This window comes from Pseudoxanthomonas kalamensis DSM 18571 (assembly GCF_010211745.1).
In the GTDB taxonomy this organism is placed as follows: domain Bacteria; phylum Pseudomonadota; class Gammaproteobacteria; order Xanthomonadales; family Xanthomonadaceae; genus Pseudoxanthomonas_A; species Pseudoxanthomonas_A kalamensis.
Genome location: NZ_PDWQ01000002.1, coordinates 437,488 through 456,024, shown reverse-complemented (window position 1 = coordinate 456,024; position 18,537 = coordinate 437,488). Strand labels below are relative to the sequence as shown.

Sequence of the window (18,537 nt, the reverse complement as noted above, 5' to 3'; positions counted from 1 at the left end):
ATCGGCCGGACATGAGGTCGGGTAGAGGAGGAAGGCCCGTTTTACGGGCCTTCTCTTCTGTCTCTACATGCAGGAACGAATGCTTTCGATGAAAAGCGGATCCTGAAGGTAGCCCACGTTCAGTCGAGTCCATGGCGATTTGGTGCGCGGGTTCAGCATGAATATGGAGCCGGGCGCAAGCACCACGCCTTTGGGCAATAGACGGAGCGTCAATTCGTTCATGTCATCTATGCCCGGGAATCGTGCCCACAGGTAAAGCGCCTGTTCCGGTTCGCAGAAAAGCTCGGCGCCAAGATCCTTCAGGATCCCGATGCCATCGCTGGTCGCATGCCTGACCCGCTCCTGAAGTTTTGCGACATGGCGAAGGAAGTGTCCTTCGGTGAGGATCACGTCCAGGATACGCTCGCTGTATTCGCTGCCACTGACGTGCAGCAGCATCTTGATGTCGGCCAGCTCCTCTATTCGGCTGATGTCACCTGCAATGAAGCCGGCGCGAAGCGATGCGGACAAGGACTTGGAGAAGCTGCCCACGTACAACGTGTTGCGCAACTGGTCCACGGCCGAGATCTTCGGCGATGAATTCCGTTTGAAGTCTGCGAGTGCATCGTCTTCAACCACCAGGAGGTCATAGCTTGCAGCGAGCTGGGCGATGCGCCTGGCCTTTTCCGCGCTGATGTCGGAGCCGGTCGGATTCTGGCCGCAGGATTGCACGAAGAATATCCTCGCGCGCTCGTGGCGTATCTTTTCTTCAAGGCAGTCAATATCCGGTCCGTCCGGAAGGCGGGGAATGCCGATCATGCGCGCACCCTGCAACTGCAGCTTTCCGAACAGCGGGTAGTAGCCGGGTTCCTCGACCAGGACCGGATCGCCCGGAGAGACGTAACGGCGGATGATCAGGTCCAACCCGTGGTTTCCTCCATGGGTCGTCATGATCTGCCGCTCGGACGCGGTGATCATGTGGCTGGCGAGTTTGCGATTCAGGTGCGTGCGTAGGTTGTGGTTGCCGTAGCGGCTTCCATAGCGGAACAGACCGCCGATGCCGCTGCGGGTGATCTGGCGGTGGAACTTGTCGAGCCGCATGTCGGCCAGCCATTGCGATGGCGGCAATGCAATGCTCAGGTTGGATTCGCCCGGGGCCTGCAGCAATTGCTGCCGCATCAGCCAGATCGTGTCGATGGCACGGTGGTAGGCCTGTGGAGGCTCGTCCTCGGCCTGGGGTTTGTCCGGAGCGCCGCGGACAAAGAACCCTTTACCTCGATGGGCTTGCACCATTTCCCATTGCGCGAGAATTTCGAAGGCGGCGACCACCGTGTTCAGGGAGTGCGAATAGAGACGCGCGTATTCCCGCAGTGATGGCAGCTTCTCGCCCTTCTTCAGGGTTCCGTTAAGGATTTGTTTCGCGATGTCTTGCGCAATCGTTTCCGCGGTACTTGCTTTTTTCATGATGTAAACAGAATCGTAGCGTGATGTTCCGGCGAACTGTTTTTCCCGACTGTACCTTTCACTGCCTGCCAGGCCTCGCTAGTTTCATTTGTTGCAAGTCCTGGCCGGTTTGGAGTCTCGGGAAGGGATCGTCCGGGTTGCTTGCCGAGGATCGTTCCGATGATTCGTCATGCGGGCGAAATCGCAGTTCCGAATTTTTCCTTCCCTGCATGGTAAACGGATGTGCGCGGAAATCGTGCATCTTTTCGCGCTGAAGGGGAGGGTCATGAAGAAAGTCGGGTCGATCGAAAGCGCGGCAGCAGATGCATCGCTGGTTATTCGCATGCCGGCTATCCCGGACAGGTACAACATCGGTGTCGATGTCTGCACGAAGTGGGCGAAAGGCGCCGAGCGGCTGGCCCTGATCTACGATACCGGCGAATCGATCCAGCGATTCACTTTTCAGGACATCGAGACGCTTTCGAATCAAACTGCCGATCTGTTGCGGGATGCCGGTGTGGCGCCAGGAGTCCGGGTGGCGCTGATGGCTCCGCAGCGGCCCGAAACCGCATATGTGCATGTAGCCATCTACAAGGCCGGAGCGATTGCGGTTCCGTTGTTTCCGCTGTTTGGCGAAGAGGCCATTGAGCATCGCTTGTCCGACAGTGGTGCCGAGGTTCTGGTGACGGATCGGCAGGGCGTGGAAAAACTGCGTGCTATCCGTCATCGCTTGCCGATGCTGAAGCGCGTGTTCTGCATTGATGGGGGTATGGACGGTGCGGATGATTTTCATGCGGCCAGACAGGGTTGCCGCGATGACTTTGTTGCGGTCGATACCTGTTCGGACGATCCTGCGCTGATCATCTATACGTCCGGCACGACCGGCAAATCGAAAGGCGCGCTGCATGCGCAACGTGTCTTGCTCGGGCATCTTCCCGGTGTCGAGATGTCGCACGGGGGGCTGGGTCTCTCGGACGATCTGATGTGGACACCGGCGGACTGGTCATGGATAGGCGGCTTGCTGGACGTTCTGATGCCGGCCTGGCACCACGGAGTGGCGGTGGTTGCAAGACGTTTCGAGAAGTTCGACGCAAAGCTGGCGATCGACCTGATGGCGCGTCACCGTGTCCGCAACGTGATGTTGCCGCCGACGGCATTGAAGATACTGCGTGCCGAGACCACGGTCGGCCGCGATTACGGCCTGTCGTTGCGTTCGGTAGCCAGCGGCGGCGAGAGTCTGGGCGCGGAACTGCTGGACTGGGGGCGTGCCGTGCTCGGTGTGCAGATCAACGAGTTCTACGGGCAGACCGAGTGCAACATGGTGGTTTCCTCCTGTGACCGGTTTTTCCCGGCAAAGCCGGGCTGGATGGGCAAGGCCGTGCCTGGACACGATGTGCGGGTCATCGATGCTTCGGGAAAGGTACTGCCGGCAGGCAAGTTGGGGCTCATTGCCGTGCACCAGCCTGATCCGGTCACTTTTCTGGGCTACTGGAACAATCCGAAGGCCACCGAGGAGAAGTTCATCGGCGAGTATCTGATCACCGGCGATCAGGGCGAGATGGACGAGGCCGGTTTCATCCGTTTCGTTGGCCGGGATGATGATGTCATCACAAGCGCCGGTTACCGCATTGGTCCGGGTCCGATCGAGGATTGTCTGCTGGGGCACGCTGCCGTCCGTCAGGCAGCCGTGATCGGGGTGCCTGACGATAAGCGCACGGAAGTGGTCAAGGCCTTCATCGTCCTCAATGAAGGCTACCGCGCGGATGATGCGTTGACCCGCGAATTGAAGGAGCATGTGCGTTGCAAGCTGGCCGGGCACGAGTACCCGAGGCTCATCGAATACCTGGACGATCTGCCGACCACCACGACCGGAAAGGTATTGCGTCGCGAGCTTCGGATGCGTACGCAGCATGCGGTCGCCGGTACGCAGGCATGACGGCGTACCGGTACTTGCGACTTGAAGTCGTGGAACGGGTGGGGGTGATTCAGATGAATCGCCCACAGGTGCTGAACGCAATCAATGACGAATTGATGCAGGAGCTGGTGTCTGCGTTGAGACGATGCGATGCGGACCCGGAGATAGGCGCCATCATTATTGGTGGAAGCGAAAAGGCCTTTGCGGCCGGCGCCGACATCGGCGCAATGGCTCAGTACGGTTTCGTGGAGGCATTCACCGGCAACATCATCGACTGGCAGGCCATCCGGGAGATCCGCAAGCCCGTCATCGCCGCCGTTTCCGGGTATGCGCTTGGGGGTGGTTGCGAGTTGGCGCTGATGTGCGATCTGGTCGTTGCCAGCGAAACCGCGCAGTTCGGCTTGCCGGAAGTCACGCTCGGCATCATGCCGGGGGCGGGCGGCACGCAAAGGCTTCCACGCGCCGTTTCCAAGGCAAAAGCCATGGACATGTGTCTGACGGCGCGCCGGATGGATGCCCGGGAGGCCGAGCACGCGGGCTTGGTATCCCGCGTGGTGCCGCCCGAAGATCTGCATGATGCGGCGTTGGAAATCGGCAAGACGATTGCCGGCAAATCCCTGCCGTCGGTGATGATGATCAAGGAGGCGATAAATCAGGCCTACGAGTCCTCGCTCAACGACGGCCTGCGTTTCGAACGCAGGCTGTTCCACTCGCTGTTTGCAACCGAGGACCAGAAGGAAGGGATGCGTGCATTCGAGGAACGGCGTCTTCCGGTTTTCAGGAATCGGTAACGGATACCCGGGAGCGAGCCGGCATGGTGGGTTGAGTGCGTGGCCGAGGGCGAGGCCTGCATGACGGATCCACGGGAGGGAGTTCAGGTTTCACGCCGGGTGGGCTCATGACGTTAAGCATGTGCCTGACCGGTGGCCATGCTCGGATGGAACGGACATGCGGTATCTGCCTGCGATCGTTTCCGCTGGCTGATCGGTCCATGTCGGCTCCGGCAGGGGTTGCGGTACAGGTGCTGCAGTCGTCATGCTTGCAGAAGGACAGCTTGGCTTCCGTTGGCATTTCCTGATCACGTGAACATGCGCAATCCACTGCTTGCCCTGCTGCTCGTGCTGGCGCTTGGCGCCTGCTCGACCGCGCCGGTGCGTGTCGATACCCGCTATGACTCGGTCGCGCAGGGCGACCGCGTGCAGTACCTGATCCTGCATTACACGGTGTCCGATTTCGACGAGTCGGTGTACCTGCTGGCCGAGAAGGGCCGGGTGTCGTCGCACTACCTGGTGCGCGACGACCCGGTGCGGGTTTATCGCTTGGTCGACGAATCTCGGATGGCCTATCACGCCGGCCGCAGCTACTGGGCCGGCGCAGCGGAGCTGAACGCGTCCTCGATCGGGATCGAGATCGTCAATCCCGGCTATGTGAACACACCGGAGGGACGCGTCTATGCGCCGTACCCGCCGGCGCAGATCGATACCGTGATCCGGCTGGTGAAGGAGATCGTCGCCCGCCACGGCATTCGCCCCGATCACGTGCTGGGGCACGCCGACATCGCGCCGGGGCGCAAGCAGGATCCGGGTCCGCTTTTCCCGTGGAAACGTCTGGCCGAGGCCGGCATCATCCCGTGGCCGGACCCGGCGCAGGTTGCCGAGCGGTTGGCGCTTTATCGTGGACAGCCGTTGCCGGAGGTGGCCTGGTTTCAGCAGAAGCTGGCGGCAGTCGGCTATCGCGTGCCCGACGGCGGCGAACTCGACGAGCCCACGCGCGCGGCGATCAGCACGTTCCAGATGAAATACCGTCCCGCCGATATTGCCGGCGAGCCCGATGCGGAAACGGCGGCGCTGCTCGAGGTGGCCACCACGCCCGGTGGCATGCGCATGCAAGCCGAACCCGGCAACTGAGCCGGGACACGGCAGGCACACCACTATCGCGATCCGTCTGCGGGGATGATCGGCTGGATCGTCCTGAACGGGATAGTGTTGTTTTCTCACATTAATTACCTTCCGTGACCGAAGGGTCCCGCGATCATCAGGCAGGTGCCATCCCGAGCTGCATGTCGATGTCCGGTGCGCCGTTTTTCTCTTGTGTGTCAATGTCTTGTCGTCCCGAAGATCAAAGGCGACAGGCAGCACCGCCACCAGAATTTCCGGAGATTTTCATGAACTTGCGTAGTGCACTGCTGGCGACGGGACTGGTCATGGCCGGTCTGGGATTCATGACCGATGTGCAGGCGACCGAGGGTGCCTTGGGCCGCCCGATCACGGCAATGCAGATCCAGCCGTTCACCGGCCTGATCCCGCCCGATCCGGGCATGCAGTGGTCGCTGGGTTATGTGCACTACAGCGGCGAGATCGGCGCCGGCCGCGAAGTGCCGCTGGCCGGGCAGATCGCCTTCGGCTTGGAGGCGGACGTCGACCTGTTCAGCGCCACCGGCGTGTACATCTGGCCGACCCGGGGGCAGAAGTGGAATTTCGCCTCGATGGTGACCCTGCCGTACATCGGCAACGACGTCACCGCCTCGGTGTCCGCGCTCGGTGGCACCCGCAGCGTGCAGCAGAGCGCCTCGGGCCAGTTCGACCTGTTCTTCGCCCCGGTGATCGCCAGCTACCACGTCGACCCGATGACGCACTGGTCGTTCGCCGCCTACGTCTATGCGCCGACGGCAAATTATTCGACCGACCGACTGGCCAACGAGGGTCTGAACGTATGGACGGTCTCGCCGACCGTCGGCTTCACCAAGCTGTACCTGCAGGGCGGGCTGGAGCTGAGCGCCAGCGCGGCGGTGGACTGGTACAGCGACAACGACGATACCGGCTACGGCAACGGCATGGTCGGACGACTGGAAGGCCTGGCCATCCTGCGCACGCCTTCGGGCTGGGGCGGGGGTCTGGCGGCCGGCTACATCCAGCAGATCGAGGACGACGAAGGTGCGCTGGCCGACGCCTTGAACGGTTTCAAGGGCAGCTCGCTGGGCGTCGGCCCGATCGTCACTTTCAGCAAGACCTGGGAAGACGGCGACAGCGTCAGCCTGTCGTTGCGCTACGTGAAGGAGTTCAGCGTCAAGAACCGTTTCGAGGGGTCGCCGCTGATGATCAGCGCGGGCGTGAATTTCTGACCGCGGCCGGCGGCGGGGCCACGTTTTCACGCGGGCCGGGAATACCTTACGAACCTTTCCTGGCTGCTTGATGGTGCTGCGGGGGAGTTCAGGCATCGTTCGATGCCGCAATCACGCAAAACAAACCTTTCCGTCGTGGCCTTGTCCTAGACTGACGAAAACGGTTGAACGGGAGGACGCCACATGGACAACCCGCATTTCCTGGCACGCGACGAGGCAGGCAACCTGCATCGCGTTGAAAAGATCGCAACCTCGCAGATCACCAGCGGCGCGCGTCGCGACAACGCGCCGGTCTATCGGTTACGGAACGGCAGCTGGGTCCGCCGCGTGGATACCGACACGTTCCAGGTCATCGATACCGGCGCCTACATCACCGCCGTGCGCGAATAGCGTCTGCGCGAACGCTCGACTTCGTCGATCAGGGCGGCGACTGTTCGACCGGATCGTCGGCCTTGGCCGCAGGTTTGTCGCCCGAATGCGACGAGAACATCCAGCCGAGCAGGACCACGGCCGACAGCAATGCCAGCGAAGCGAGTGCCAGGCAGGCGCGAGGCAACCGGCCCTGCTGTGGTTCGCACAGGGCAAGGGCTGGTCGCGGTTTGGGTTTCGTGTCGGTCGCGCGGTTCGATTCGGAGACCTGCCGCGCCAGTTCCAGATCGCGGTGCAGCGTATCCAGCCGCTCTTCGCCGAGCAGGATGCGCAACAGGCGACCGTCGACCAGCTGCAGGTTGGGGTAGTGATCAGCGGCTTCGCGCGCGCTGACGGTGAACTGGCCGGTCGTCACCACGATCAGGTCGCTGGCGCCTAGCCGCGGCAGGCGCGCGTACAGGCCCAGGATCGTGTGCTGCGTCACCGGATGCAGCGGATCATGGCGGCACGCCAGCACGATGAATCGTTCGTCCAGCTTCAGCAACAGGTCGAAGCCGTCGAAGTCGCGGCTGGATCCATCGCTTTCCAGGCGCGTGACCGCGTAACCCTGGCCGCGGTAATAGTCGGCCAGCGCCAGCTCCAGCGGGCGGCGTGCGATCAGATCGGGACGACGTGGACGCTGGCCAGGCCGTGGCGTCTCGGGTTGGTGCTCCATGCGGTGAGGTCCGGAATACGTTGAGGGGACCTACGCAAGCTCCATGCCATGTCCCTAGCGCGTCCAAAATACCCGATCCGGCGACCTTCAGGGTCACTTTTTGCCCCGGTACCCCGTGCGGATTCACGCAGTGCGTCATGTATTCGTATGCGGGCTATTGCCGGGGAAATCCGGGTTTGTCCGATTCGGGATAAATTTCGGCGGTGACGGGGCGCTTGCCCCGGACCGCAATGCCGCCGCTGCATCAGCCCGGTTCGGCAGGTATCTTGTAGCCACCGTTTTGTCAGGAATCGATTCGATGCACCCGAGCGTGATGCGTCCGACTGTGATGAACCCAATGGCCCTGGTCGCCGCCGGCCTGCTGGCCCTGGCGACGCAGGCCGCCGCTGCCGAATCCTACGGTCAGCCCGTGCCGGCCGCCGTCGCGGTGCCGGTGGCGCAGGCCGTGGCGGAATACGAGCGGTATGCCGGCAAGCCGCAGCAGTACAGCGGCCGCATTGCTCAGGTCTGCCAGGCCGAAGGTTGCTGGATGGTGCTGGAAGACGACGGCCAGTCCGCGCGCGTGCAGTTCAAGGACCATGCCTTCGTCATCCCCAAGGACAGCGCCGGCCTGGCCCGGGTCCATGGCGTGCTCTCGCGCCGCGAGCTCACCGCGGAGCAGATCGAGCACCTGCGCGAAGACGGCGGCGGCAAGCTCGAGGTTTCGCCGGTGGAATACCGCATCGTCGCCGATGGGGTCGAAATCGAGCCGGCCGGCTGAGCGGCCGGAGCGATGAACCTGCCCTTGCATTTCGGTTTCCTCGGTGTGGTCGAGGCCGGCCTGATCGCGCTGCTGCTGGGCATGGTCGCTTACGCCGTCTGGCGTTGGTTGGCTATGCGCTTCGGCTGGAGCGCCGGTCGCGCCATCGGCTGGGCCTGCGTCAGTGCGCTGGTGGTCGGCGCCGGACTGGACGCCTGGAACCTGTTCTACCTGGGATTCACCCGGCTGGAATCGCCGCTGTACGCGCGACTGGCCCTGGCCAGCATCCACGATGCCGATTCGCTTGGCGCGCGCGTGCTGTGCGAAGTGGTCGGCGCCCTGTCCGGGGTGGCGATCGGATACGCGGCGTTCAACCGGCATTCGGACGAATCAAGCGTGGGTGAAGTCGGCGAAAGCGGCGCGAATCGCGACTGAAATCACGCTTCAGGCTGGTTGTGGGGCATGCCGTCACGCCGTCGCCACCGGCGCTTAACGATGTTGGTAGTCGCAATGCGGAACGACGTGGTTAAGCGCGCGTGGAGATTCAGTTCGGCACGCAATCGCGGTTCATTCGGCTGACGTCAACGTGGCGACGTGCACTAGGCACGCCTTCCCTACCGAGGAGCAGACCATGATTCACAAGTATCGTTACCCGATCGCCATTGCTGCCGTGCTGGCCCTGGCCGTGCCGGCCGCGTTCGCCCAGGAAGCGCAGCAGGCACAGGACGCCACCGTGCAGGAGGCGCAGGCGACGCCGGAAGCCGCGACGGATTCGCAGATGGATTGGGCCCAGATCGATGCCGACAGCGACGGCAGCATCACCCGCGAAGAGGCCGCGGCCAGCCCGGGTCTGGCGCAGGTGTTCGAGCGCGCCGATGCCGACGCCGACGGCAAGCTGACGCCGGAGGAGTACCGCGGATTCGTCGGCAAGAATTACCCGGCCAAGGAGTAATCGTTTCGCCCGCCGGGCGATTTCCGCCACAGGGGCGATGCCGGGCATCGCTCCTGTGCGTTTTCCGGGGCTTATCATCTTGAGGTCAGGGAACGAAGGATGCCGGAGCGATGCGCGCGATACGCTGGGTGGGATTCGATGGCGACGACACGCTGTGGAAGAGCGAGGACTATTACCGCGCCGCCGAACTGGAGTTCGAAGGCATCCTCGGCACCTACCTGGACCTGGACAACCGGCGCACGCTGGAGCGGCTGCTGGAAACCGAGCGCCGCAACCTGCGCATCTTCGGCTACGGCGCCAAGGGCATGACCCTGTCGATGATCGAGGCGGCCATCGAGCTGACCGGCGAGCGGATCAGTGCGCGCGACCTGCACCGGATCATCGAGATCGGCCGCGCCACGCTGCAGCACCCGGTCGAGCTGATCGACGGCATCCGCGCCGCAGTCGAGGCGGTCGCCGCCGAACACGAGATCGTGCTGATCACCAAGGGCGATCTGTTCCATCAGGAATCCAAGATCGAACAGTCCGGGCTGGCCGACCTGTTCCATCGCATCGAGGTGGTGTCGGAGAAGGATCCGGCGACCTATCGCCGCGTGCTGCGCGAACTGGACGTGCCGGCCGAGCGCTTCGTGATGATCGGCAATTCGATGCGCTCGGACATCGCGCCGGTGTTGCAGGTGGGCGGCTGGGGTGTGTACCTGCCGTATCCGGTGACCTGGGCGCACGAGGCCGAGCACGACGAAATCGCCGACGCCGGGCGCTGGCGCGAAGTGGATGCAGCGGCCGGATTGCCGCAGGCGCTGGCCGAGATCGAACAGGCCGCGCGCGCGGCCGGGATCGGCTGAGGCGAGCGCGGTTTCTGGCAGAATGCCCGCATGTTGCCGCGTCGCGCCCGCCTGTTCCGGATCTGCTGCCTGATTGTCCTGGCCTGCGGCGGCAATGCCCTGGCCCAGTCCGCACTGGTGGTGGAAGCGGGTAGCGAAGCGCCGGCGTACCAGCCGGTGACCGGCGATGCCTGGATCGACCGCCACCTGCGCGACATCGATGTCTACGCGACGCGCTATCCGGACAGCTTCGTCGACGAAGTGTCGCGCTATGGCGAGGTGCCGCGCGACTATGTGCAGGCCTTGCTCGACGAGCAGCACTGGCAGGCCGGCGATATCTACTTCGCCTGCATGCTGGCGAAGGCGACCGCCCAACCCTGCCGCGCGCTGGTGCGGGCCTGGGCACAAGCGAGCGAAGCCGGCTGGAAGGACGTGCTGGCCGGGCTGCAACCGCCGGCGGGCAAGCGCGAGTTGCGTGCGGTGCGGGCCTCGATCGAAGCCAGCTACACGCACTGGGCGCGGCCCTTGCCGGATTGAAACGATGGAGAGGGCGGAATGAGTCACGACGCACTGGGCGCGAGCGGCCGGGTATGGATTGCCGGTTCGGCCAATCTGGATTTCGTCGTCCGCGCCGACCATGTGCCGGCGCCGGGCGAAACGGTGCTGGGCCGCGATTTCGCCACCTTCCCCGGCGGCAAGGGCGCCAACCAGGCGGTGGCTTGCGCCCGCGCCGGCGCGGCCGAAACCCGCATGTTGCTGGCGCTGGGTGAGGATGATTTCGCGGTGCCGCTGGAGCGTTCGCTGCGCGAGGCCGGGGTCGGGCTGGACGTGGTGCGCTGCCCGGATTGCGCCACCGGTACCGCCTTCATCTGTCTGGCCGACAACGCCGAGAACGCGATCACCGTGGCCCCGGGCGCCAATGCGCGACTGGCACCGACCGATCTGCCGCCGCTGACCGGCGCCGACTGGCTGCTGCTGCAACTGGAAACCCCGGTCGAGACGGTGGCTGCCTATGCGCAGGCCGCGCGGGAACAGGGCGTGCGGGTGGCGCTGAACGCCGCGCCGGCGCAGGCCCTGGAAGAAGGGTTGCTGGCCACGCTCGACCTGCTGATCGTCAACGAAGGCGAGCTGGCCGCGATCGCCGGCGCGCAAGGCAGCATCGCCGACGCCTTGCGGCGTCTCCCGGTACCGGCCGTGGCGGTCACCCTGGGCGCGTGCGGCAGTTGCGCGCGGGTTGGCGAAGACTTCCTGCTGCAGCCCGGTTTCGCGGTCGAGGCGGTCGATACCACCGGCGCCGGCGACACCTTCTGCGGCGTGCTGGTGGCGGCGCTGGCCGGTGGTGGCGACTGGCCACAGGCGCTGCGGCGGGCGGCGGCGGCGGCGGCGCTGGCCTGCACCCGCCTTGGCGCGCAGAGCAGCATTCCCGTGGCTGGCGAAGTCGATGGCTTCCTGCGGTCTTCTCCGCACGCCGCCGCGCCGGACGCCCTGGCCGCCCACTGCGGACTTTGATTGCCGCATTGCGGCATGCCGGTGCCGGCCCGACAATAGCCGGCATGGACATCTACAAGGTTTTCAGCATCGAAGCCGCGCACCGGCTGCCGAACGTGCCGGAAGGGCACAAGTGCGCGCGCCTGCACGGTCATTCGTTCCGGATCGAAGTGCACGTATCCGGCGAGATCGACCCGCAGACCGGTTGGGTGATGGACTACGCCGACATCAAGGCGGCCTTCGCGCCGTTGTACGCACGGCTCGACCACCACTACCTCAACGACATCGAAGGCCTGGACAACCCGACCAGCGAGCGGCTGGCGGTCTGGGTCTGGGACCGGTTGCGGCCAGCGCTGCCGGGGCTGAGCGAGGTGGTGGTGCACGAAACCTGTACCGCCGGCTGCCGCTACCGGGGTTGAGACCCGGCCCAGCCGGTCATACAAGCGTTTGATCTTGAACGGGAACTGACCGTTCGTCGGAAATCCGTACGGCGGATATTGCACTGCAACATGAAAGCCCGTATGTTGCACTGCAACAACAACGGCATCACCCTTTCAAGGAGCACGCCATGTCCGCCCAGTTCGACAATTCCGCTTTCACCGCTTTCACCCACCAGTTCGCCGCGGCTGCGGCCCGCGCCAACCGTCTGGCGCTGGAAAACGCCGAAACGGTTTTCGGCGTGCAGCTGAAGACCCTCGAGAAGAACATGGACGCCGCCACCAGCTACTTCGGCGAAGTCGCCGAGGCGCGCGATCTCGACGCCTACAAGGTCCTGTGGCCGAAGGGCATGCAGATCGCCAAGGACAACACCGAGCGTCTGGTCGCCGCTGGCCAGGAAGTGTTCGGCCTGAACCTGAAGACCGGCGAAGCGCTGGGTCAGCTGGTCAAGAGCCAGTTCGAGAGCGCCACCGACAAGATGCAGGCCACGATGGCCAAGGCCACCAAGACGACCAAGCGCTGAGCCATCGGCGCGGCCGTCCGGTCGCAGCAAACTTGCGCGGTTCCCCTCCCTCCGCGCAAACCGCCCGGCAGCTTTCGAGCTGCCGGGTTTTTTATGGGCGGCGGGATGGCGCGAACGCGGCCGGTAGCTGCAGGTGCGTGGCCAACACGGCAGGATCGGGCTGCGGCGCATGCGGCAGCCGGCCCCAGCACGCTGCCGGCAGCCGCGCCTGCAGCAGGGCGAAGTTCTCGTCCCGGCAATCCATCGCCGGGTCGATCTCGCTGGCGATCCAGCCGGCCAGCCGCGCACCGGACGCTTCGATCGCCTGCACGCTGAGCCGTGCATGGTTCAGGCAGCCCAGGCGCAGGCCGACCACCAGCAGTACCGGCAGGTTCAGCAGGCGCACCAAGTCGGCCTGGTCCAGCGTGGCCGACAGCGGTGCGGCCCAACCGCCGACGCCTTCGACCACGACCACGTCGGCCCGGGCCTGCAGGCGGTCGAAAGCCTCGCGGATCGGCTGCGGCCGCACCGCGACGCCGGCGTCTTCGGCGGCCAGTTCCGGCGCCAGCGGCAGCGGCAGGGCGTAGGGGTTGAGATCGGCATAGTCGGGGCGCGGCTGGCTGGCCGCCTGCAATCGCAGGGCGTCGTCGTTGCGCCAGCCCTCAGCCGTGCGTTCGCAACCGCTGGCCACCGGCTTCATGCCGATGGCGCGCAGGCCGCGTCCGCGCAGGGCGTGCAGGCAGGTGCAACTGGCGACGGTCTTGCCGATCCCGGTATCGGTACCGGTGACGTAGAGGGCGGATTCCATCGCCTCATGATAAGGCCGCGGAATACGGGCTTCCGGCATAGCGGCTAGAATCGCGGCATGAGTTTTTCCGCCACCGCCCTTGCGGGCAGCAAGCCGGAGCAATACGCCCAGTTGGCCGCCCAGGCCCGTGCCTTGCTGCACGGGGAACCGGACCGCATCGCCAACGCCGCCAACCTGTCGGCATTGGTCTATCACGCGCTGCCGCAGCTGAACTGGGTCGGTTTCTACTTCTTCGACGGCCGCGAACTGGTGGTCGGTCCGTTCCAGGGCCAGCCGGCCTGCGTGCGCATTCCGCTGGACACCGGCGTCTGCGGCACCGCGGCCAGCCACCGGCAGACCCAGCGGGTGGATGACGTGCATGCCTTCCCCGGCCACATCGCTTGTGACGCGGCTTCGCGCTCGGAACTGGTGGTACCGCTGCTGCGCGACGGCGAGCTGGTCGGCGTGTTCGATCTGGACAGCCCGCAGCCGGCGCGCTTCGACGCCGACGACCAGTACGGGCTGGAAGCGGTGGCGGCGGTGTTCGTGGAGTCGCTGGCATGAACGCGATGCCCAAGCTGCGCAATATCGGCCCGAAGAGCGCGGCCTGGCTGCGTCAGGTGGGCCTGCGTACGCACGAGGACCTGGCCGAGGTCGGCGCGGTCGAAGCCTACATGCGGGTCAAGCGCGCCGGGTTCCGTGCCAGCCTGAACATGCTCTACGCGCTGGAAGGCGCCTTGCTGGACTGCCACTGGCAGGAGATTCCCGACGATCGCCGCGCCGAACTGGTGGCCGCGGTGGAAGAGGCCACCGCCGGCCTGCCGGCCCCGCGCGGGCGTCCGGCGGCGGCGCCGGTGACCACCACCCACCACATGCGGGAAAGCGCGCCGGAACCGACGCTGTTCGACGCGCCGGATGCCGACGACGACTGAACGCGCGCCACGCGCCTTCGACTGGCCGCCGTCGTCGCGCCAGCGGGCCGGTAGAATGCCGGCATGACCCACGCGCCGGACACCCTCGCCAACCAGCTGCTGATCGCCCTGCCGGCGCTGGACGATCCCAACTTCGCGCGCACGGTGGCCCTGGTCTGCCAGCACGATGGCGAAGGCGCGATGGGTGTGGTGGTCAACCGCGCCTCCGAATACACGCTGGGCGAAGTGCTGCAGCAGATGGAACTGGATACCGACGATGCCGCGCTGCGCGAATGCGTGGTGCTCAGCGGTGGCCCGGTGCATCCCGAACGCGGCTTCGTCCTGCACGATGGATCGCGGCACTGGGATTCCACGCTGGAAGTGGCCGACAACCTGTACCTGACCACCTCGCGCGACGTGCTGGAGGCGATGGCGGCCGGCAAGGGGCCGGAACATGCGGTGGTCGCCCTGGGCTGCGCCGGCTGGGGCGCCGGGCAGCTGGAATCCGAGCTGGCCGACAACAGCTGGCTGACCGCGCCGGCCGATGCCGAACTGCTGTTCGCGCTGCCGCTGGAAGCGCGCTGGCTGGCCGCCGGCGGGCGCATCGGTGTGGACATGACCCGGCTGACCGACTACAGCGGCCATGCCTGAGCCGCAGCCCGCGCCGATCCGTCCGCACGGAACCGTGCTGGGCTTCGATGTCGGCGCGCGCCGCATCGGCGTGGCGGTCGGCAGTGCCTTCGGCGTCGGCGCGCGCGCGCTGGCAGTGATCGACGTGCATGGCAAGGGTCCGGACTGGGCACAGATCGACCGCCTGCGCGAGGAATGGCGGCCCGACGGTCTGGTGGTTGGCGACCCGATGACGCTGGACGGCGGCGACCAGCCGATCCGCAAGCGCGCGCAGGCCTTCGCCCGCGAACTGAGCGAGCGCTATCGGCTGCCGGTGGTGCTGGTGGACGAACGTTCCAGTTCGGTCGAAGCGGCGCAGCGGTTCGCGCTGGACCGGGCCGAAGGCCGCAAGCGCCGTCGTGATGCGGCCGCGCTGGATGCGGTGGCGGCGGCGGTCATCGTCGAACGCTGGCTGGCCGCGCCGGAGGATGCGACCGCGGTCTGAATCACCGGCCTCGCCGACCGGCGGGGCCACAACCACACGGGGAAGGCATGAACCTGCAACTGGATACCGATGGCCGCCTGCGCCACCTGCTGACGCTGGAAGCCCTGCCGAGGGAAACGCTGTGCCGCCTGCTGGACCGCGCCGGACAGATTCGCGATACCGCGCTGGGGCGCACCCACAAGCGCAACTCGCTGGTCGGCACCACGGTCTGTACCCTGTTCTTCGAGCCATCGACCCGCACCCGCAGTTCGTTCCAGATCGCCGCGCAGCGGCTGGGCGCGGACATCATCAACTTCGATGCTTCCACCTCGTCGGCGCGCAAGGGCGAAACCGCGCTGGATACCTTGCGCAACCTGGAGGCGATGGGCGTGCGCGGCTTCGTCGTCCGCCACCCGGACGATGGCGCGGCCGGGATGCTGGCCGAACACGCCGGCGAAGGCACCACCATCATCAATGCCGGTGACGGCCGCAGCGCGCATCCCACCCAGGGCCTGCTGGACGTTCTGACCCTGCGCCAGGCCAAGGGCGCGGATTTTTCCAAGCTGAAGGTGCTGATCGTCGGCGACGTGGAGCATTCGCGGGTCGCGCGCTCGGACCTGCATGCGCTGCGCACCCTGGGCGCGGGCGAAATCCGCGTCTGCGGCCCGCAGGCGTTATTGCCGAAGGACGACACCTTGCAGGGCTGCGCGGTCGGCAACGACTTCGACGCCATGCTGGAAGGTGTCGATGCGCTGATGATGCTGCGGCTGCAGCGCGAGCGGATGGAAGAGGGGCTGGTGACCTCGCTGGCCGACTACCACCGCGACTACGGCCTGACCGCCGAGCGCCTGCAGCGCGCCGCGCCCGGCGCGGCGGTGTTGCACCCCGGCCCGATCAACCGCGGCGTGGAAATGACCGACGAAATCGCCGATGGCCCGCAATCGCTGGTCCTGCGCCAGGTCGGCAACGGCGTCGCCATCCGCATGGCGGTGCTGGAGGCGTTGCTGGGTTGAGGTGATCCGGACTTAGTGCGATCGATTCTGCTTGAACAACCACTCCCACATGCCGGCCGAGCGGTAGGTCGAATCCCAGGCGTTGTGGTTATCGTCGGGGAATTCGGTGTAGCGTGCATCGGCGCCGGCATCGATCAGCGCGGCGAAGATCCTGTGGTCGTCGGTGGTGGGCACCACATCGTCGCGGGCGCCGTGAAAGATCCAGATGGGCAGGTGGCGCAGGCGCTCGGCCAGTGTCCGATAGGGGGCGTCGCTGTCCATCAGCCGGGTGACCGCCAGGGTCTGGCGTTCCGGGCGCGGCGGGTGGATCGCGCCACAGACCGGCACCAGGGCGGCGAAGCGTTGAGGTTCGGTCAGCGCTGTTTCCCAGGTGCCGTAGCCGCCCATCGACAGTCCGGTCAGGTAGGTGCGGTCGCGGTCGCCGTGGAATTCCCCGGTCGCCGCTTCCAGCATGGCCAGCGCCATGTCCACGGTTTCGCCGATCCAGTCGCGGTCGTCGGGTGCCTGCGGAAACACCGCGATTGCCGGGAAACTGTTCATGTGCGTGCGGACGTAGGGCCCCAGACCGACCTGGGTCTGCTTGTCGCCGTCGCTGCCGCGCTCGCCGGTGCCGTGCAGGAACAGGATCACCGGCGGATGCTCGCCGGCGACGGCCGCATCCGGCACGAAGACCTGGTAGCGATGGACAGCGCCGTCGAGGACGATTTCGCGCTTGACGAAACGGCCGCCGTCGCCGGAAGCCTGGGCGTGGGTCGTCATCGGGAAAGCCGCCAGCAGCAGCGTCATCAGCAGGGTCGATACGGATTTCATCAGCGAATCTCCTTATGCGCCATGTCGCGGTCGTGATTGTGCCCCAGCCCGAAGGCCGTTGCCTGCTGCGTCTCAGTGCAGCAGCACCAGCGTCGCCAGGCCGAGGAAGCTGAGGAAGCCGATGATGTCGGTGACCGTGGTCAGGATGACGCCACCGGCCAGCGCCGGGTCGAAGCCGGCGCGCTTGAGCCCCAGCGGCACCAGCACGCCGGCCAGCGCAGCGGCCGACAGATTGATGGTCAGTGCGGTGGCGATGACCAGCGACAGCTTCCAGTCGTGGAACCACAGCAGCGCCACCAGCCCGACCACGCTGCCGAGCATCAGGCCGTTGAGCACGGCGACCCGGATCTCCTTCCACAGCAGGACGCGGGCGTTGCTGGCGCCGACCTGGCCCAGCGCCAGGCCGCGCACCATCAGCGCCAGTACCTGGGTGCCGGCGTTGCCGCCCATGCCGGCGACGATCGGCATCAACACCGCCAGCGCCACCACCTGCTGCAGCGTGCCTTCGAACTGGCCGACCACGGCGGAGGCGAGGAAGGCGGTGATCAGGTTGATGCCCAGCCACAGCGCACGTCCCTTGACCGCGCGCCGGACCGGGCTGAACAGGTCTTCGTCCTCGTCCAGACCGGCGGCGCCGAGGGCCTGGTGCTCGGCCTGCTCGCGGATGATGTCGACCACGTCGTCGATGGTGATGCGGCCGAGCAGGATGTTGCTGTCGTCCACCACCGGCGCCGAGACCCAGTCGTGGTCGGAGAACTGGCGCGCCACTTCGTCGGCGTTTTCCTCGACATCGATCGCCGGCTGCTCGTCGTCCATCAACCGGTTGATCGGGGTGCTGTCTTCGTGGGTGACCAGATCGGCCAGCGAGACCCGGCCCAGGTACTGGTGGCGCCGGCTGACCACGTACAGGTGGTCGGTGTGGTCGGGCAGCTCGCCGCGCAGGCGCAGGTAGCGCAGCACCACGTCGACATTGACGTCGGCCCGCACGGTGACCACGTCCGGATTCATCAGGCGGCCGGCGGTGTCCTCGGGGTAGGACAGCGCCTGTTCGAGCCGTTCGCGGTTCTCGCGGTCCATCGACTTGAGCACTTCGTCGATGACGGTGCCGGGCAGGTCCTCGACCAGGTCGGCGAGGTCGTCGATGTCCAGGTCTTCGACCGCGGCGACGATTTCGTCCGGGTCCATGTCGGCCAGCAGGCTCTCGCGGACCTCGTCGCCGACGTGGACCAGCACCTCGCCGTCGTCCTCGGCATCGACCAGGCCCCACACCACCTCGCGCTTGCCGGGCGGAAGCGATTCCAGCAGGTTGCCGATCTCGGCCGGGGACAGGGTGTTGACCAGACGACGCACCGGGCCGAGCCGACCGCTGTCCAGTGCATCGGACAGCAGGCGCAGCTGGCGCGCGGTCTTGTCGTGGCGGACGGCTTCGGCCATGCGC

General features: G+C 65.9%; 23 protein-coding genes. 18 read left to right on the top strand and 5 right to left on the bottom strand.

From position 1 onward, the window contains the following. Positions 1 to 63: 63 nt before the first annotated feature. Positions 64 to 1,443: an aminotransferase-like domain-containing protein gene (locus tag CSC70_RS06140; RefSeq protein WP_162455768.1), complete on the bottom strand. Its 1,380-nt coding sequence runs from the start codon at positions 1,441 to 1,443 to the stop codon at positions 64 to 66. Between the two features lie 169 nt (positions 1,444 to 1,612). Here CSC70_RS06140 and CSC70_RS06135 point away from each other — a divergent pair, with 169 nt between their 5' ends. From CSC70_RS06135 to CSC70_RS06115, 5 genes are all read left to right on the top strand, one after another. Next, entirely contained in the window at positions 1,613 to 3,358 is a 1,746-nt protein-coding gene (locus tag CSC70_RS06135; protein ID WP_211369430.1) for an AMP-binding protein, read from the top strand. Then, a complete protein-coding gene (locus CSC70_RS06130; RefSeq protein ID WP_162455767.1) occupies positions 3,355 to 4,128 on the top strand; it encodes an enoyl-CoA hydratase in 774 nt (257 codons plus the stop codon). The genes CSC70_RS06135 and CSC70_RS06130 overlap by 4 nt, the downstream gene beginning before the upstream one ends. Before the next feature lie 297 nt (positions 4,129 to 4,425). Continuing rightward, a complete protein-coding gene (locus CSC70_RS06125) occupies positions 4,426 to 5,244 on the top strand; it encodes an N-acetylmuramoyl-L-alanine amidase (protein WP_162455766.1) in 819 nt (272 codons plus the stop codon). Positions 5,245 to 5,501: 257 nt separating this feature from the next. After that, positions 5,502 to 6,458, top strand: coding sequence for a SphA family protein (locus CSC70_RS06120; protein WP_162455765.1), 957 nt, complete (start codon positions 5,502 to 5,504; stop codon positions 6,456 to 6,458). A gap of 183 nt (positions 6,459 to 6,641) precedes the next feature. Beyond that, positions 6,642 to 6,848 (top strand): hypothetical protein, encoded by a 207-nt coding sequence (locus CSC70_RS06115; protein ID WP_162455764.1) that lies wholly within the window; start codon positions 6,642 to 6,644, stop codon positions 6,846 to 6,848. A gap of 28 nt (positions 6,849 to 6,876) precedes the next feature. Here CSC70_RS06115 and CSC70_RS06110 read toward each other — a convergent pair whose 3' ends face one another. Further along, positions 6,877 to 7,542, bottom strand: a complete 666-nt coding sequence (locus tag CSC70_RS06110) for a restriction endonuclease (protein WP_162455763.1) — start codon at positions 7,540 to 7,542, stop codon at positions 6,877 to 6,879. 313 nt (positions 7,543 to 7,855) lie between these two features. Here CSC70_RS06110 and CSC70_RS06105 point away from each other — a divergent pair, with 313 nt between their 5' ends. The 8 genes from CSC70_RS06105 (at position 7,856) to CSC70_RS06070 (ending at position 12,506) form a co-directional block, all read left to right on the top strand. Continuing rightward, a complete protein-coding gene (locus CSC70_RS06105) occupies positions 7,856 to 8,302 on the top strand; it encodes a DUF4920 domain-containing protein (protein WP_211369429.1) in 447 nt (148 codons plus the stop codon). 12 nt (positions 8,303 to 8,314) lie between these two features. Next, positions 8,315 to 8,716 carry a hypothetical protein gene (locus CSC70_RS06100; protein ID WP_162455761.1) on the top strand — a complete coding sequence of 134 codons (402 nt, stop codon included), beginning with the start codon at positions 8,315 to 8,317 and terminating at the stop codon, positions 8,714 to 8,716. 196 nt (positions 8,717 to 8,912) lie between these two features. After that, entirely contained in the window at positions 8,913 to 9,233 is a 321-nt protein-coding gene (locus CSC70_RS06095) for an EF-hand domain-containing protein (RefSeq protein ID WP_162455760.1), read from the top strand. Positions 9,234 to 9,343: 110 nt separating this feature from the next. Next, positions 9,344 to 10,078 carry an HAD family hydrolase gene (locus tag CSC70_RS06090; RefSeq protein ID WP_162455759.1) on the top strand — a complete coding sequence of 245 codons (735 nt, stop codon included), beginning with the start codon at positions 9,344 to 9,346 and terminating at the stop codon, positions 10,076 to 10,078. A gap of 30 nt (positions 10,079 to 10,108) precedes the next feature. Further along, a complete protein-coding gene (locus CSC70_RS06085) occupies positions 10,109 to 10,594 on the top strand; it encodes a hypothetical protein (protein ID WP_162455758.1) in 486 nt (161 codons plus the stop codon). Positions 10,595 to 10,612: 18 nt separating this feature from the next. Further along, entirely contained in the window at positions 10,613 to 11,566 is a 954-nt protein-coding gene (locus CSC70_RS06080; RefSeq protein WP_162455757.1) for a ribokinase, read from the top strand. A gap of 44 nt (positions 11,567 to 11,610) precedes the next feature. Then, positions 11,611 to 11,964, top strand: a complete 354-nt coding sequence (gene queD, locus CSC70_RS06075) for a 6-carboxytetrahydropterin synthase QueD (RefSeq protein WP_162455756.1) — start codon at positions 11,611 to 11,613, stop codon at positions 11,962 to 11,964. A gap of 149 nt (positions 11,965 to 12,113) precedes the next feature. Further along, the gene (locus CSC70_RS06070) at positions 12,114 to 12,506 is read left to right on the top strand and encodes a phasin family protein (protein WP_162455755.1); all 393 of its coding nucleotides are present in this window, start codon (positions 12,114 to 12,116) and stop codon (positions 12,504 to 12,506) included. Between the two features lie 91 nt (positions 12,507 to 12,597). Here the strand turns inward: CSC70_RS06070 and bioD are convergent, their stop codons facing one another. Continuing rightward, positions 12,598 to 13,293, bottom strand: coding sequence for a dethiobiotin synthase (gene bioD, locus CSC70_RS06065; protein WP_162455754.1), 696 nt, complete (start codon positions 13,291 to 13,293; stop codon positions 12,598 to 12,600). Between the two features lie 57 nt (positions 13,294 to 13,350). Between bioD and CSC70_RS06060 the strand changes: the two genes are divergently transcribed. The 5 genes from CSC70_RS06060 to CSC70_RS06040 all read left to right on the top strand — a co-directional run bounded on the left by CSC70_RS06060 (position 13,351) and on the right by CSC70_RS06040 (position 16,289). Beyond that, complete coding sequence (locus CSC70_RS06060; RefSeq protein ID WP_162455753.1) at positions 13,351 to 13,836, top strand: GAF domain-containing protein; 486 nt, start codon at positions 13,351 to 13,353, stop codon at positions 13,834 to 13,836. Positions 13,837 to 13,841: 5 nt separating this feature from the next. Beyond that, positions 13,842 to 14,204, top strand: coding sequence for a TfoX/Sxy family protein (locus CSC70_RS06055; protein WP_162455849.1), 363 nt, complete (start codon positions 13,842 to 13,844; stop codon positions 14,202 to 14,204). A gap of 63 nt (positions 14,205 to 14,267) precedes the next feature. Continuing rightward, positions 14,268 to 14,834 carry a YqgE/AlgH family protein gene (locus tag CSC70_RS06050; protein WP_162455752.1) on the top strand — a complete coding sequence of 189 codons (567 nt, stop codon included), beginning with the start codon at positions 14,268 to 14,270 and terminating at the stop codon, positions 14,832 to 14,834. After that, positions 14,827 to 15,297, top strand: a complete 471-nt coding sequence (gene ruvX, locus CSC70_RS06045; RefSeq protein WP_162455751.1) for a Holliday junction resolvase RuvX — start codon at positions 14,827 to 14,829, stop codon at positions 15,295 to 15,297. The genes CSC70_RS06050 and ruvX overlap by 8 nt, the downstream gene beginning before the upstream one ends. 47 nt (positions 15,298 to 15,344) lie before the next feature. Continuing rightward, positions 15,345 to 16,289 carry an aspartate carbamoyltransferase catalytic subunit gene (locus CSC70_RS06040; RefSeq protein ID WP_162455750.1) on the top strand — a complete coding sequence of 315 codons (945 nt, stop codon included), beginning with the start codon at positions 15,345 to 15,347 and terminating at the stop codon, positions 16,287 to 16,289. Between the two features lie 12 nt (positions 16,290 to 16,301). Here CSC70_RS06040 and CSC70_RS06035 read toward each other — a convergent pair whose 3' ends face one another. Together CSC70_RS06035 and mgtE are read right to left on the bottom strand one after the other, a co-directional pair. Continuing rightward, entirely contained in the window at positions 16,302 to 17,048 is a 747-nt protein-coding gene (locus CSC70_RS06035) for a carboxylesterase family protein (protein ID WP_162455848.1), read from the bottom strand. Positions 17,049 to 17,171: 123 nt separating this feature from the next. After that, positions 17,172 to 18,533: a magnesium transporter gene (mgtE, locus tag CSC70_RS06030; RefSeq protein ID WP_162455749.1), complete on the bottom strand. Its 1,362-nt coding sequence runs from the start codon at positions 18,531 to 18,533 to the stop codon at positions 17,172 to 17,174. Positions 18,534 to 18,537 lie beyond the last annotated feature (4 nt).

What these genes read in the sequence shown, in the direction of transcription:
- CSC70_RS06100 (WP_162455761.1), top strand. Translation starts at nt 8,315, where the DNA reads ATGAACCTGCCCTTGCATTTCGGTTTCCTCGGTGTGGTCGAGGCCGGC.
- CSC70_RS06055 (WP_162455849.1), top strand. Translation starts at nt 13,842, where the DNA reads ATGCCCAAGCTGCGCAATATCGGCCCGAAGAGCGCGGCCTGGCTGCGT.
- queD (WP_162455756.1), top strand. Translation starts at nt 11,611, where the DNA reads ATGGACATCTACAAGGTTTTCAGCATCGAAGCCGCGCACCGGCTGCCG.
- bioD (WP_162455754.1), bottom strand. Translation starts at nt 13,293, where the DNA reads ATGGAATCCGCCCTCTACGTCACCGGTACCGATACCGGGATCGGCAAG.
- CSC70_RS06090 (WP_162455759.1), top strand. Translation starts at nt 9,344, where the DNA reads ATGCGCGCGATACGCTGGGTGGGATTCGATGGCGACGACACGCTGTGG.
- ruvX (WP_162455751.1), top strand. Translation starts at nt 14,827, where the DNA reads ATGCCTGAGCCGCAGCCCGCGCCGATCCGTCCGCACGGAACCGTGCTG.
- CSC70_RS06125 (WP_162455766.1), top strand. Translation starts at nt 4,426, where the DNA reads ATGCGCAATCCACTGCTTGCCCTGCTGCTCGTGCTGGCGCTTGGCGCC.
- CSC70_RS06120 (WP_162455765.1), top strand. Translation starts at nt 5,502, where the DNA reads ATGAACTTGCGTAGTGCACTGCTGGCGACGGGACTGGTCATGGCCGGT.
- CSC70_RS06105 (WP_211369429.1), top strand. Translation starts at nt 7,856, where the DNA reads ATGCGTCCGACTGTGATGAACCCAATGGCCCTGGTCGCCGCCGGCCTG.
- CSC70_RS06060 (WP_162455753.1), top strand. Translation starts at nt 13,351, where the DNA reads ATGAGTTTTTCCGCCACCGCCCTTGCGGGCAGCAAGCCGGAGCAATAC.
- mgtE (WP_162455749.1), bottom strand. Translation starts at nt 18,533, where the DNA reads ATGGCCGAAGCCGTCCGCCACGACAAGACCGCGCGCCAGCTGCGCCTG.
- CSC70_RS06050 (WP_162455752.1), top strand. Translation starts at nt 14,268, where the DNA reads ATGACCCACGCGCCGGACACCCTCGCCAACCAGCTGCTGATCGCCCTG.
- CSC70_RS06085 (WP_162455758.1), top strand. Translation starts at nt 10,109, where the DNA reads ATGTTGCCGCGTCGCGCCCGCCTGTTCCGGATCTGCTGCCTGATTGTC.
- CSC70_RS06115 (WP_162455764.1), top strand. Translation starts at nt 6,642, where the DNA reads ATGGACAACCCGCATTTCCTGGCACGCGACGAGGCAGGCAACCTGCAT.
- CSC70_RS06035 (WP_162455848.1), bottom strand. Translation starts at nt 17,048, where the DNA reads ATGACGACCCACGCCCAGGCTTCCGGCGACGGCGGCCGTTTCGTCAAG.
- CSC70_RS06110 (WP_162455763.1), bottom strand. Translation starts at nt 7,542, where the DNA reads ATGGAGCACCAACCCGAGACGCCACGGCCTGGCCAGCGTCCACGTCGT.
- CSC70_RS06095 (WP_162455760.1), top strand. Translation starts at nt 8,913, where the DNA reads ATGATTCACAAGTATCGTTACCCGATCGCCATTGCTGCCGTGCTGGCC.
- CSC70_RS06040 (WP_162455750.1), top strand. Translation starts at nt 15,345, where the DNA reads ATGAACCTGCAACTGGATACCGATGGCCGCCTGCGCCACCTGCTGACG.
- CSC70_RS06080 (WP_162455757.1), top strand. Translation starts at nt 10,613, where the DNA reads ATGAGTCACGACGCACTGGGCGCGAGCGGCCGGGTATGGATTGCCGGT.
- CSC70_RS06140 (WP_162455768.1), bottom strand. Translation starts at nt 1,443, where the DNA reads ATGAAAAAAGCAAGTACCGCGGAAACGATTGCGCAAGACATCGCGAAA.
- CSC70_RS06135 (WP_211369430.1), top strand. Translation starts at nt 1,613, where the DNA reads ATGCGGGCGAAATCGCAGTTCCGAATTTTTCCTTCCCTGCATGGTAAA.
- CSC70_RS06070 (WP_162455755.1), top strand. Translation starts at nt 12,114, where the DNA reads ATGTCCGCCCAGTTCGACAATTCCGCTTTCACCGCTTTCACCCACCAG.
- CSC70_RS06130 (WP_162455767.1), top strand. Translation starts at nt 3,355, where the DNA reads ATGACGGCGTACCGGTACTTGCGACTTGAAGTCGTGGAACGGGTGGGG.